Here is a 12,928-nt window from a genome sequence, read left to right on the forward strand (position 1 = left end):
AGCTTGTCAGATTTTTCCGCCGGCGCCTGACGCGCGGCGTACGCGGGGCGGGCACATGTGCACAGCAAAGATGGATAGAGTGGTTTCCATGGCCCATCCAGTACCTCGCGCTCCGAAGCGCACACCGCTGAACGCCTCCATGGCGTCTGCGCAGCCGGGCCAGCATTCCCTTCCCACCGTCGAGGAAATCTCCTCCGGCGGAGTCATCGTCGATACGGCGCTGCCCGGACTCCCGGTGGCAATCATCGCCCGCTACAACCGGGGTGGCCGGCTTGAATGGTGCCTGCCCAAGGGCCACCCCGAGGGCGAGGAGACCAATGAAGCGGCCGCCGTGCGGGAAGTGGACGAGGAAACCGGCATCGCCGGACGGATCCTCGCCCCGCTGGGCAGCATCGACTACTGGTTCACCGTGACGAACTACCGCGTGCACAAGACGGTCCACCATTTCCTGCTCGAAGCCACCGGTGGAGAGCTGACCGTCGACAACGATCCCGATCACGAGGCAGTGGATGTCGCGTGGATCCCGATCGCCGAACTCGGCAGGAAGCTCTCCTTCCCCAACGAGCGCCGCATCGCGGAATTGGCCCGGGACGTCCTCGCTCAACATGGCAACTGAGACCACCACGGACCGGAAAGCTGGTTCGAACGCCAAGGCTTATCACCTCATGGCCTCGGGGACCATTGTGTCCCGGGGTCTGGGCTTCGCCCGGACGGCCCTGTTGGCCTTCGCCATCGGATCGAATGCCATGGTGGCGGACATCTTCGAAAAAGCCAACGTCATCCCCAACATCATCTTCATGCTGCTGGCAGGAGGCATCTTCAACGTCGTGCTGGTCCCGCAGCTGATCAAGGCCTCGCGGGCCGCGGACAAGGGCTCGGACTACACGAGCCGGCTCATCACGCTGACCATGGTCGTCATGGGTGCCTTCACCGTGCTGTTGACCCTCGGGGCCGGCCCCATCATCACCATCCTGACCAAGGACTGGTCGGAGCCGATGCTCACCCTGGGCACCGCGTTCGCCTATTGGTGCCTACCGCAGATCTTCTTCTACGGCGTCTACGCCGTCGTCGGACAGGCCCTGAACGCCCACGGACGCTTCGGCGCCTACATGTGGGCGCCGGTCGCCAACAACGTCGTGCAGATCCTGGTCATCATCGGGTTCATGATGTCCTTCGGCAAGTACGACGGCGATCCGGACCAGTTGGCGAACTGGACATCGATGCAGACCCTCTGGATCGCCGGCGGTTCGACCCTGGGCATCGTGGTCCAGGCGCTCGTGCTGTTCATTCCGCTGGCCCGTTCAGGTCTGCGGATCCGTCCCAAGTTCAACTGGCGGGGCATGGGGTTGCGCCATGTCGGGAAGCTGGCGATCTGGACGCTGGGTTCGATGACCATGGGCAACGTCGCATCGTTGATCTACGCCCGGCTGGTTTCCAGCGCGGCGAACGCGCGCAGCTCCCTGCCCCCGGGGGAACGGGCGGGCGTTCCGGGCGAACAAGCGCTGAACGCGATGCAGCTGGTCACCGTCCTACCGCACTCCATCTTCGCCTTGTCGCTGGCCACCGTCCTGTTCAATGAACTCTCACGGGCCTTCGCCGACAATAAGCGGGAGAAGGTCGCTCCCGCCCTTTCCCAGGGACTCCGCACGACGGCGGTGCCCGTCGTGTTCGCCACGGTCGCCTTCATCGTGCTGGCCGGACCCCTGGGCCTGCTCTTCGCCGGCGGCGGGAAGTATTCGGTGGTGGCCGGCGCCGCGATCGGGCAGCTGCTGCTCCTGACGGCGCTGGGTCTGCCCTTCAAGAGCATCCACTTCTTCCTCATCCGGGTCTTCTTCGCCGAGGAGGACACCAAGACGCCGATGATCATCCAATCCTCGATGGCCGTCGTCGGCGTGCTCATCGCCTACGCCCTGGCCGCGGCCCTGCCGGCGGCCAAGATCGCCTTGGGGATCGCACTGCTCTACGGGGTCACGAACATCATTTCCGCCGTGATCGCCCATGTCCTGGTCGTGCGCCGCTACGGCGACTACGGCACCAGGGAGGTCGTGAACACGTATATCCGGATCGGCTGGTACTCCGCCATTTCGGGGGCCGTCGGGGCCCTGGTGCTCTGGTTCATGGGCGGATACACCAGCGGATTCGCCTGGGATTCAATCTTCTCCGCCCTGATCAGCATCGCCGTCGTCGGCAGCGTGATGGCCGTGGTGTACCTGCTGTTGTTGAAGGCCGCCAACGTGCCGGAACTGGACGATTTCATCGGCGGGGCAGCCAAACGCATCCCGGACCTGGGCAGAAGGTTGCGCCGCTAGGACACAATGTCCCGCCCGCCGGGCGCGGACACCGGTAACATGGTCGAAGCACAGCAGCAGCGTGCCCAGCTACACACCACCAAACCCGGGAGTAAATAGTGTCGCAGCCCATCGATGTCGGAGCCGTTCTTGGGGGCCGGTACAAGGTCACCGAACTGGTTTTGACCTCCGCCGACGGCGACGCGGTCCTGGGCGGGATGGATCAGGTGCTGAACCGTTCGGTGAGCATCCTCGTGGCTTCACCGGAGAACGCGAGCCAGGTGGCGACCAGCGCCCGGGAGATCGCGACGGGCGAGCGTTACGGGACCATGCAGGTCCTGGACCTGGGCATCTCCGACGGCAGCACCTACCTCATCACGAACACCGCCAGCCCGGCCGATCTGCTCGACCTGGTCATCCAACGCGATGCCCCCTTCATCGAACCCTTCTACACCGACACGCTGGGTTCGGAGATCTTCGGGGTCACGCGCAGCGCGGAACCGGAAGTCTACGACGACGAAGAAGAATACTGGGAAGAACTCCAGGCCAATGAAGAGCGCAATGTCGGAGGCCGGGTCGCCAAGAAGCTGACCGGGTTCACCAGCCGTTGGGGGCGTGGTCGGAAGGATTCGGCATCCCCCGAGGCGGACGAAGAGGCCGAAGGGTTCGCTGCGGCCGCCGACGAAGCAGCCGCCACCGACGCGGAGGACCACGAGCCCACGGATTCCGCCCCACCGACGGCGGCAGCCAATGTCCCGCCGCGGCCGCAGATACCACCCACGTCCCCCGCGTCCCCGACGGACTCACCCGATCCCGCCGACGACGACGCCACCGGTGAAACGGAGAAGGTCTCCCTCTGGGGCACCCCCGCAGATGATGTTTCGACTCCCGCTCCCCAGGGTGACGATGCCGGCGACGCCAGCCTGGCGGCAGCGGGTGCCGCGGCCGCCGGAACGGCAGATCACGAGAGCCAACCGGTCGAAGCGGAACACTACGAACGTCCCGCAGCGGTCTTCCCCGCCGGAGCCCGTCACTTCTCCGCCCCCGATGAAGAGGCCGACGAGGGGGACCCGGAGGAGAAGGCCGCAGGAGGTGGCCTCAGCCGCCTGCTTGTCGGTGCCTTGCTGGTGGTGGTGCTGGTCGTCGCGGTCGTGATCGCCTTCAACACGTTGGGCTCCAACGACGCTCCCAAGACGGCCGCGGAAACCAGCCAGGCAGCCTCCTCGCAGGAGGCTTCCTCCAAGAAGGCCGAGTCCCAGGAAGCGACCCCCGAGGCGGCGGCCACCCCCGAGGTCACCGGGATTTCCCGGGTCGTCCCCGGCAACCAGGAGTTGAACTCCGAAACGGACTCCACATTGTCCAACGCCATCGATGGCAACCAGGGCAGTTTGTACCGTTCCTATTCCTTCACCACCCCGCAGTTTGGCGGCTTCGCCTCCAACATGATCCTGGTGGTCGAGCTGAAGGAGGAGGCCACGATCTCCGAGGTCGAATTGTCGGGGCTCAATGGCACCGGCGGGGCCTTCCAGATCAGCGTCGGTGATTCCGACGACCTGGGCTCGGCCACTGAAGTCACCTCGGGATCCTTCACCGGCCCCACGGTCACCGTTCCCGTCGCCGGGGACGATGACCAGAAGGTGACCGGCAAATACGTGTTCTTGAACATCAACGAGCTTCCCCGTTTGGCCACGACATCCAATAGCTCCCGCCCCTACGGGCTGCAGGTCGCGGAGATCAAGGTGTCCTAGCACCACCGAGGGAATAGAGCCCTGCACCGCTTCGTTGTGCAGGGCAAGAGATCATCAAAACCCCGTGCATCGCACCTGCGAGACCCCACGGGCTGAGAGGGAGGGACACACCGCGTGGCAACAGATACACCCGATGCCGTTCGCGACGTCATCATCATCGGTTCAGGACCCGCCGGGTACACGGCAGCCGTCTACACGGCACGGGCCAATCTGGCCCCGCTCGTGGTGGCCGGATCCGTCACCGCCGGTGGCGAGCTGATGAACACCACTGACGTCGAGAACTTCCCCGGATTCCGTGAGGCAATCCTCGGACCGGACCTCATGGACAACATGCAGGCCCAAGCCGAGCGCTTCGGCGCGGAGATCCAGTACGAAGACGTCTCCACCGTCGACTTGGAGGGTGACATCAAAACCGTCATCCTGGCCAGTGGCGAGGTCTACCGCGCCCGCGCCGTCATCATCTCCACCGGTTCGGCCTATCGTGAATTGGGCTTGCCGAACGAGAAGCGGCTTTCCGGACACGGTGTGTCATGGTGTGCCACCTGCGACGGCTTCTTCTTCCGTGAACAGGAGATCGCCGTCGTGGGCGGAGGCGACTCCGCCATGGAGGAGGCGCTCTTCCTTACGAAGTTCGCTTCGAAGGTCACCGTGATCCACCGGCGCGATGAGTTGCGGGCTTCACGGATCATGGCGGACCGCGCCTTGGCCCACCCGAAGATCGAATTCGTGTGGAACTCCGCAGTCGATGATGTGCTGGGCGCCGAAAAGGTCACCGGCCTGAAACTCCGCAATCTCCTGGACGGCAGTGAGTCCGAGCTCGAGGTGACCGGCGTATTCGTTGCCATCGGCAACGATCCGCGGACCGAACTGGTCAAGGACCAGTTGCCCGTCACGGCGGAAGGCACCATTGCCGTGGAGGGCCGGACGTCAAAGACGCGCCTGCCAGGCGTCTTCGCCGCCGGTGACGTCATCGACCCGACCTACCGTCAGGCCGTCACTGCCGCCGGCTCGGGCTGTGTGGCAGCACTGGACGTCGAACACTATCTCTCAGGTCTGCCTGTCCCGACAGAGCAAGCCGCAGCAGTTTCCAACTAGAACTCCCCCTCGGAAAGGACGACCAATCATGAGTCAGGCAAAGGACGTTACAGACAGCTCCTTCCAGGCCGACGTGCTGGATGCACCGAAGCCCGTCATCGTGGACTTCTGGGCCGAATGGTGTGGGCCCTGCCGCCAGCTGTCGCCCATTCTCGACCAGATCGCCGCAGAGCACGCCGATAAGGTCGACGTGGTCAAGGTCAACGTCGATGACAACCCCGGAATTGCCGCAAAGTACGGCATCACCAGCATCCCGGCGGTCTATGTCTTCGACAAGGGCGAACACGTGGCCAGTTCCATTGGTGCCAAGCCCAAGCAGGCGCTTGAGCAGGAGTTCGCGGCCTTCCTCTAGAAGGACGCAGCCGGCAATGCGCCGGCACTCCACGACCGAAACGGGGCCGCCTACCATGCAACATGGAAGGCGGCCCCGTTTTTATGCCCGGTGCGGACCGCGGGTCCTTCCCGCGGATGCTCGGAGGACGGCGAGAAGCTTCCCCACCACGTCACTGGACCCCTTCGGACCACTGCTCACGCCGGGGGCTCCGCCGGGCGCCGTCCCCCTGGCTCCAGGAAACTCCGTTCGCGCCATGGTCAAACTACCCCCTCAGACGCCCTGCTCCGTCAACAGCAGCCGACGACGGTGCCATAGGACATCCACCGCGCTCAATGCATCACTATCTGACGCAGTATCCCGGTGTTCCCAGCCTGTCCGGGGGACCCAACAGACGCGGGACCAGCACTGGATCCCTCAAGACCGGGCCCAAAGACCCTCGATACCAACGGGATCAGTTGCGTTTGTCTCTTCTCTCCTTTTCAGTAAATGATTTCTCATCAACGCGCTCACCGAACCAACTTTCTATGGATTCCTGGTCGGTCCGGTCACGAGAGATGCAATGGATGAATTTCACTGATTCCACGATCCAGGGCCCTCATCCGAACCCGTCGAGCGACCATCCACCTCGAACCATCGTTTCACGTGGAACATCCTCCAAGCATGAATCTCGTGCAAGCGTCATAACTTATCCACAAGATATGCACATTGTTAATATTCTGGGGATAACGAAGTCTCCGGCGGTCGCTCACGCCCAGGCGACGTGCGAATCAGGCACTCAATAACTCGGGTCGAACCAGTCGCGTCGATGGGGACATTGATAACTAATCGAGTCTCAAGAGTACGGTCGTAGTCCAGCCCACCACCACATCAAAGGCGTGAGGCTGCAGTCCACGTTTCACGTGGAACATCGTTGCGTCAACGGCTCGGATGGTCGCGTCAGTGAATCGGCCGTACACGACGCCAAGATCATTGATTTGGCTTCAACTGATACCCCGCGTCCTTTGAACGCACCCAGGCAATAGCTACTACCGGGCTCCCGAATACGGTCGCGCTTCACGTGAAACATAGGATTTATGGATTTTGTCGGACGAGAGCGCTCACTTGGTTCCCTTTTCCGACTCCGTGCCTACTCTGACAGGGGACTGTCTACAAGTTTTTCGGAACTACGGCCGGGCGGGGATAAAAGAAGCGGGTGGGTTTCACGTGAAACCCACCCGCTCGACTGACGAACACTACTGCTCAGCAGATGGCGCTATGACTCCCATGATTCGATTCAGATCATCGACCGAGCCGAATTCGATGCTGACGCGACCCTTTTTTGCTCCGAGGCTGATCTTGACATTGGTTTCCAGATGATCTGACAACGAATTGGCCAAATAATCGAGTCTTTCGTGCCGTGCAGTCGAACGCGGAGCCTTTTCCTTCGGCTTGCGCCGCAGACCATCATTCATCGCTACGATCTCTTCCGTCGCCCGGACCGAGAGACCCTCGTTGACGATACGCTGCGCTAGTCGCTCCATATCCGCGACATCTTCAAGTCCGAGGAGGGCACGAGCATGACCTGCGGATAGCACACCGGCAGCAACCCGTCGCTGAACCAGGGCAGGCAGTCGCATCAGACGAATAGTGTTGGAGATCTGTGGCCGGGAACGACCAATACGCTCAGACAATTCATCCTGAGTACAGTCGAACTCCTGCATGAGTTGTTGATAAGCCGCCGCCTCCTCCAGGGGATTCAACTGCGCACGGTGTAGGTTCTCCAACAGCGCATCTCGCAGTAGTGCGGTATCCGACGTCTCCCGCACGATTGCCGGGATGGTCGTCAGGCCGGCTTCCTGGACAGCACGCCAACGCCGTTCACCCATGACGAGCTCATAGAGTTGATCTCCACCTTCATCCGATGGACGCAGCACGATCGGCTGCAGAAGTCCGACTTCGCGAATCGAGTGCACGAGTTCAGCCATGTCATCATCATCAAAGACGGTACGTGGCTGCTTACGGTTCGGGTGGATGCTCGCGACAGACACTTCCGCGAACGTCGCCCCGGGTACCGCGACCAGCGTTTCACGTGAAACATCGTCCTCTGAAGATCGAGACTCACCTGCCGTCGAGGACTTATCGTCAGCAACACCCTTCCGAGATTCAGCTTCCTCATCGGTATTTGGTCCTCTGGACCCTACCGCCTGATCGGAGGGATCGGTTGCTGGATCACGCGAGGTCCGCACGTTACCGAGCACGTTCGGAACAGCTACACGGCGGTTCCTGGGTGTGGCTGGCTTGCGATCAGAATCAGCGATCTCATCGCCCGGCTTTCCTTCTTCAGTCCCTCCCTGCTCTGAGCTGAAGAACATATCAACCGGACGACTCCTCCGTGAAGGCTGCTTCGTTGTAGAACTGGGACGCGTCGACGACTTCTGTGCCTCCTTAGGGGTCTTCGGCGGTGTTGCCGCCCCCTTATCGATATCATCAGGTGTCGAGGATGCATAAGAGGTCTTCCCCGGACTGGTCGCCTGGCTGGAGGAACTACTCTTCCTCTTTGTTGGTGGTGTTTCACGTGAAACAGAAGAAGTGGACGAACCCTTGGATCCCTTGGAATCGGATTCACTCTCGATGTTCACTGCTGAAAGAGCACCATTCGGCCGGCCTGCATCATGACTCGTCTCCGCAGGTGAAGACGCCTTAGGAATGCCCTCTGACGACGAAGAAAGCCCATTATCAACCTGAGAGGGCTCTTCTTCCTCGTTTGACGGACTACCAGAGATCAGGGCACCAAGCCCACGTCCCAAACCGCGCCGCTTCTCAACCATTCGTCGTCCTCTCGACCTTGCCAGCGCGCCCGGGTGCGCGCAAAATTACCTACCAAGAGTCTACTGGCAACCAAGAGCTTCAGGAGCCGCTGACGCCCCGTTCGGCGATCTCCGCGGCTGCCTCCAGATAGGACAGCGCACCCGTTGAGCTCGGGTCATAAGTGACGACCGTCTGCTGATAGCTCGGAGCCTCTGAAATCCTGACACTCCGGGGAATCAATGCCTGGAGGACCTGGTTCGGGAAGTGCTCCCTCACCTCATCCGCAACCTGTGATGCCAGGTTGGTCCGGCCGTCGTACATCGTCAAAAGTATCGTGGAAACAACCAGATCTGAGTTCAAGTGCTTTTGGATCAGTTCAATGTTGCTGAGCAGCTGGCTCAGGCCCTCGAGTGCGTAGTACTCGCATTGGATCGGAATAAGCACTTCCTGCGCGGCAACGAAGGCATTGACCGTCAGCAACCCAAGACTGGGAGGGCAGTCCACGAAGACATAGTCGATTCGTTCGGCCCCTTGATCTTCCAGCATTTTGGCGTACTGGTCCAAGGCCCTGCGAAGTCGTTGCTCCCGGGCCACGAGCGATACCAACTCGATCTCCGCGCCAGCCAGGTGGATCGTCGCCGGGGCCACCAAGAGATTGGGGAACTGCGGACATGGCGCCAAGACATCACCCAGCGGAACATCGTTGATCAGCACGTCGTAAATACTGTCCACTTCGGCGTGGTGATCAATTCCCAAGGCAGTGGAGGCATTGCCCTGTGGATCGATATCAACCACCAGGACATTCATGCCGGCCTTCGCCAACGCCGCAGCGATGTTCACGGTCGTAGTGGTTTTACCGACGCCACCCTTTTGGTTGCTGACCGTCAGGTACCGCGTGCTATCGGGCTTGGGCAAGGTCGTCCCGCTGAGCTTCTCGCGACGCTTGGTTTCGTTGGCCAGCTGGCTTGCCAGCGGGGTGCTCTCGTCGATGCTGTCCATCATGTTCCGAACCGGTGCCTTCGCTTCCGACTGAAATTCTTCTTGCTGCTTGATGCTGCCGTCCTCCAGGGCTGGGCGTGAAGTGCACGGCTAGCTCCATACCGGCAGAACCACGTTTCACGTGAAACGTAAGAAACAACCGAATACGATTGCTCTACTGGTGGCAGTGTGCCGGTCGAGTGCTGAAGCCACTCGGTGGGGCCTGTTAAGACCTCCGTGCCATTCATGGTCGCTTCTCCTCACCACATCCATGACGAGTTCGCCACCAGTACAGCCTACCGGTCAGGACGCGGTACCGACGTTGATCCTCACTACGGTCGTGGTTTCCTCCAGCAACGAATCTCCCACGGTCAGGACTTCAGTTTCCCTGGCGCCAAGTTTTCGCAGGACCTTGGCTGCCTTATCGACTTCCTCCGCTGCACTACGACCCTTGATCGCCAACACCTCGCCCCGTCCATGCAGCAGGGGGATCGTGAGCCCGGCCAGGTTGCCCAATGCAGACACGGCGCGAGCGGTGACCACATCCGCGTTGATGTGCTCCACCGCCTGTTCGGCCCGGGAACGGTACACGGTGACGTTTTCCAACCCGAGGTCCTCCACTACTTCGTTCAGCCAGATACAACGCCGCTCAAGGGGTTCGATCAAAGTCAACGACAGGTCGGGACGAGCAATCGCGAAGGTCAGGCCGGGCAACCCTGCGCCACTTCCCACATCGGCAACCTCTGCCCCTTCAGCAATGAGCTCGGCGACCACCGCGCAATTCAACACGTGTCTACTCCAGAGACGAGGCACTTCCCGCGGGCCGAGGAGGCCACGTTCCATCCCGGTGGTGGCAAGGTGCTGAACGTACCTTTCGGCCAAAGGCAAACGATCTCCGAATATGGCCTGCGCCGCCCTCAATTCCGCTTCACTGGGCTGTACTTCCTGAATCACAACGCTCCTGTTCCTGGCTTCGGTAAGGTCGAACTCGCCGTAGGGTTAGGCGTCGCCCAGTGATACAACGATATGTCGGCGGCTTCCTTCGCCCTCGGATTCACTTTGCAATCCGAGATCGGCGACCGCGTCATGAACCAACTTTCGTTCATAAGCGCTCATAGGATCCAGCGCAATGTCCTCACCGCTTTCGCGGGCGCTCGCCACGGCCTCTTCGGCGATCTTCTTCAATTCGCCTGCCCGACCATCGCGGTATCCGGCAATATCCAGAACGAGCCGTGAACGATTGCCCGTCGCCGAGAGAACTGCGAGACGGGACAGTTCCTGGAGGGCTTCTAGGCCTTCCCCGTCACGACCGATCAGGTCCTTCAGGGATTCGTCTTCGGCTTCTTCACTGACGATGGAGATATAGGTCCGACCATTCCTGATCTCGATGTCGAGATCACCATCCAGATCGGCGATATCGAGCAATTCCTCGAGATAGTCCGCGGCGATGTCCCCCTCTTCCTCAGCACGGTTCGGCGCATCTGCGGTCTGGTCCATCGCCTGCATGGAAGGCTTCGTCTCATCCACGGTGTTCTCGACCGTGTCGGTGGCGTTCACATCGTCGGCACTCATCGTCTACTTCTTCTTCCTGTTCTTGCGCTGCGGTTGCTCGCGCTGTCCCTTGGGCTCGATGACCTCGGCTTCGACCACTTCGTCGGTCTTCTTCTGCCCGAGAGGCGGAAGACCCTTAGCTGCACGACGTTCATTGAGTTCGCGTGCCGCTTGGGAGCCGGGTGTCGGGTTGTTGCGGATCACGTAGAACTGCTGCCCCAGCGTCCAGACGTTCGTGGCGGTCCAGTAGATCAGTACACCGATGGGGAAGTTGATGCCGCCGATGCCGAACACCAGCGGCAGGATGTACATCATCATCTTCTGCTGCTGCATGAAGGGGCCCTGGAGGGCTTCCTTCGTCATGTTCTTGGTCATGATCTGTCGCTGCGTCGTGAACTGGCTCGCAGACATCGCGATGATCATCACGATCGCAGTGATGATGACGGAGACTTTCGGGGCCCCAGAATTCACCGTTCCGAGGAAGGTTTCCGACAGGCCGGCGCCAAAAATAGTCGACCCGTCAAAGCTACGCACCAGGTTGACGGACAATGCCCCGACGCTTTCCCCTTGATCACTGGCATGCGAAGCGTTGTTCAGTGTTCGGAAGAGGGCGAAGAAGAACGGCATCTGCACCAGAATCGGCAAGCAGGAAGCCAACGGGTTCGTCTTGTGCTTCTTGAACAGCTCCCGCTGTTCGGCAATCATGGCCTGCTGCGAGAGCTGGTCCTTCTTACCCTTATATTTAGCCTGCAGCTTCTTCAGATCGGGTTGGAGGACCTGCATCGCCCGCTGGGCCTTGATCTGTTTTACGAACACAGGGATCAGTGCAGTACGAATGAGCAACACCAGGCAGATGATGGACAACGTCCAGGTCCACCCCGAATCGGGATCCATGCCCACGAAAGTAAAGATCGCGTGGAAGGCCCGAAGGATCCATGAGACCACTTGGGTGAATGGCCACAGAAGTGTGTCTAGGAAGTTCATTTCCGGTTATGCTCCTCGAGCCGCATCCGCGGCATCATCGTCGGCGGGAATCGGCGGATGATTCAACACCATGATCTTGGGGGTTCTGCCTTCTGGCCAAATCCTGGATCCTGCAGGGACATGATCGATGCCGCCGTGACTCCATGGATTGCAGCGAAGGACGCGCCAAAAAGCCAACGCGCTGCCCTTGACGGCTCCATGTGCGGTGACCGCTTCCAGGCCGTACGCCGAGCAACTGGGAAAGTATCGACAGACGTCCCCGTATAAGGGCGAGATTGCCTTCCGATACCCCATGATCAAGAGGATCAAGAGGTTCCGGGGAAGATCCCAGAGCCAGCGAAGGGGTCCGGGACCAGCATCTGAAGGGACTTCAGCCAACCGAATGCCTCCTTCTTCTGCTCTCCGTCTTCAGCTCGGCTGCTTGCTGGCACGAATTGTCCAACGCTCGGCGCGCATCCGCGGATAAACCCGCCCATGTGGCCTGAGCCGAAGCGGGAAGGGCTCGCACCACGACGTCGTATCCTGACGCCAGTGAGGGAAGTTCCTGTGCCGCGACGGCCCTCAACCTCCTTTTAACGAGATTGCGGGTCACCGCGTTCCCGACGGCCTTGGACACGATAAAACCGAACCGCGTGGGTTCGGCATGATCGGCCTCAGGCCGCAAGCGTGCATATAGCACGACGTTCCGGCGCCCAGAACGGGCGCCGGAACGTACGGTGGCAGAGAATTCCGCGGCTGCGCGCAGACGGTGTCTCATGGGCAACATGGTCAGTATCCGACTCCGTCGGGGAACATGCTCACGTCACCCACGCGCGGTCCGCAGGAATGGCTCGATGCTATGCAGACAGCTCGGTGCGGCCCTTGGACCGGCGTGCTGACATGATGGCGCGACCTGCACGGGTGCGCATACGAAGACGGAAGCCGTGCTTCTTGGCACGACGGCGGTTATTCGGCTGAAAAGTCCGCTTGCTCACAGTAGTAACTCCAAGACGATCAAAGGATGCGCCTTAACCCGTTGCTACAAGGGGGAAGAACAGGCTGACGCTCGTATTTCATGTGGCACATTGGGTTGCCTGGCCCGAATCCCGCGTAAGCGGACGGATTGCAGGGTCCCAAAGCACACACACAGGACTAAACTACGATAGGCGACGCGTGGTAGCAAG

At 60.9% G+C, this 12,928-nt stretch carries 13 protein-coding genes; 5 read left to right on the top strand and 8 right to left on the bottom strand.

The window, feature by feature from the left end:
• The first annotated feature begins 88 nt into the window (after positions 1 to 88).
• The 5 genes from ACT3S2_RS11945 to trxA all read left to right on the top strand — a co-directional run bounded on the left by ACT3S2_RS11945 (position 89) and on the right by trxA (position 5,483).
• Positions 89 to 616, top strand: a complete 528-nt coding sequence (locus ACT3S2_RS11945; RefSeq protein WP_444554451.1) for an NUDIX hydrolase — start codon at positions 89 to 91, stop codon at positions 614 to 616.
• Positions 606 to 2,309 carry a murein biosynthesis integral membrane protein MurJ gene (murJ, locus tag ACT3S2_RS11950; RefSeq protein ID WP_444554452.1) on the top strand — a complete coding sequence of 568 codons (1,704 nt, stop codon included), beginning with the start codon at positions 606 to 608 and terminating at the stop codon, positions 2,307 to 2,309. Before ACT3S2_RS11945 ends, murJ begins: the two co-directional genes overlap by 11 nt.
• Before the next feature lie 98 nt (positions 2,310 to 2,407).
• On the top strand, positions 2,408 to 4,036 hold the full coding sequence (locus ACT3S2_RS11955; RefSeq protein ID WP_444554453.1) for an ABC transporter substrate-binding protein: 1,629 nt from the start codon (positions 2,408 to 2,410) through the stop codon (positions 4,034 to 4,036).
• 114 nt (positions 4,037 to 4,150) lie between these two features.
• Entirely contained in the window at positions 4,151 to 5,131 is a 981-nt protein-coding gene (gene trxB, locus ACT3S2_RS11960; RefSeq protein WP_444554454.1) for a thioredoxin-disulfide reductase, read from the top strand.
• Positions 5,132 to 5,159: 28 nt separating this feature from the next.
• Complete coding sequence (gene trxA, locus ACT3S2_RS11965; protein ID WP_444554455.1) at positions 5,160 to 5,483, top strand: thioredoxin; 324 nt, start codon at positions 5,160 to 5,162, stop codon at positions 5,481 to 5,483.
• A gap of 1,214 nt (positions 5,484 to 6,697) precedes the next feature.
• On the opposite strand, the gene ACT3S2_RS11970 is transcribed toward trxA, so the two are convergent.
• The 8 genes from ACT3S2_RS11970 to rpmH form a co-directional block, all read right to left on the bottom strand.
• A complete protein-coding gene (locus ACT3S2_RS11970; RefSeq protein WP_444554456.1) occupies positions 6,698 to 7,816 on the bottom strand; it encodes a ParB/RepB/Spo0J family partition protein in 1,119 nt (372 codons plus the stop codon).
• A gap of 535 nt (positions 7,817 to 8,351) precedes the next feature.
• On the bottom strand, positions 8,352 to 9,305 hold the full coding sequence (locus ACT3S2_RS11975; RefSeq protein ID WP_444554491.1) for a ParA family protein: 954 nt from the start codon (positions 9,303 to 9,305) through the stop codon (positions 8,352 to 8,354).
• A 228-nt stretch (positions 9,306 to 9,533) separates the two neighbouring features.
• On the bottom strand, positions 9,534 to 10,184 hold the full coding sequence (rsmG, locus tag ACT3S2_RS11980) for a 16S rRNA (guanine(527)-N(7))-methyltransferase RsmG (RefSeq protein WP_444554457.1): 651 nt from the start codon (positions 10,182 to 10,184) through the stop codon (positions 9,534 to 9,536).
• A 45-nt stretch (positions 10,185 to 10,229) separates the two neighbouring features.
• Positions 10,230 to 10,736, bottom strand: a complete 507-nt coding sequence (locus tag ACT3S2_RS11985) for a Jag family protein (protein ID WP_444554492.1) — start codon at positions 10,734 to 10,736, stop codon at positions 10,230 to 10,232.
• A gap of 69 nt (positions 10,737 to 10,805) precedes the next feature.
• Positions 10,806 to 11,765, bottom strand: coding sequence for a membrane protein insertase YidC (yidC, locus tag ACT3S2_RS11990; protein WP_444554458.1), 960 nt, complete (start codon positions 11,763 to 11,765; stop codon positions 10,806 to 10,808).
• A gap of 6 nt (positions 11,766 to 11,771) precedes the next feature.
• Positions 11,772 to 12,149, bottom strand: coding sequence for a membrane protein insertion efficiency factor YidD (yidD, locus tag ACT3S2_RS11995; protein ID WP_444554493.1), 378 nt, complete (start codon positions 12,147 to 12,149; stop codon positions 11,772 to 11,774).
• Positions 12,136 to 12,531, bottom strand: a complete 396-nt coding sequence (gene rnpA, locus ACT3S2_RS12000) for a ribonuclease P protein component (RefSeq protein WP_444554459.1) — start codon at positions 12,529 to 12,531, stop codon at positions 12,136 to 12,138. Before rnpA ends, yidD begins: the two co-directional genes overlap by 14 nt.
• 70 nt (positions 12,532 to 12,601) lie before the next feature.
• Entirely contained in the window at positions 12,602 to 12,739 is a 138-nt protein-coding gene (gene rpmH, locus ACT3S2_RS12005) for a 50S ribosomal protein L34 (RefSeq protein ID WP_444554460.1), read from the bottom strand.
• Positions 12,740 to 12,928: the final 189 nt, after the last annotated feature.

It is taken from the genome of Arthrobacter sp. AOP36-A1-22 (assembly GCF_052377615.1).
Classification (GTDB): domain Bacteria; phylum Actinomycetota; class Actinomycetes; order Actinomycetales; family Micrococcaceae; genus Arthrobacter_H.

Coding starts and splice junctions, on each gene's coding strand:
- murJ (WP_444554452.1), top strand. CDS start 606: ATGGCAACTGAGACCACCACGGACCGGAAAGCTGGTTCGAACGCCAAG.
- trxA (WP_444554455.1), top strand. CDS start 5,160: ATGAGTCAGGCAAAGGACGTTACAGACAGCTCCTTCCAGGCCGACGTG.
- rnpA (WP_444554459.1), bottom strand. CDS start 12,531: ATGTTGCCCATGAGACACCGTCTGCGCGCAGCCGCGGAATTCTCTGCC.
- ACT3S2_RS11985 (WP_444554492.1), bottom strand. CDS start 10,736: ATGCAGGCGATGGACCAGACCGCAGATGCGCCGAACCGTGCTGAGGAA.
- yidC (WP_444554458.1), bottom strand. CDS start 11,765: ATGAACTTCCTAGACACACTTCTGTGGCCATTCACCCAAGTGGTCTCA.
- ACT3S2_RS11970 (WP_444554456.1), bottom strand. CDS start 7,816: ATGTTCTTCAGCTCAGAGCAGGGAGGGACTGAAGAAGGAAAGCCGGGC.
- ACT3S2_RS11945 (WP_444554451.1), top strand. CDS start 89: ATGGCCCATCCAGTACCTCGCGCTCCGAAGCGCACACCGCTGAACGCC.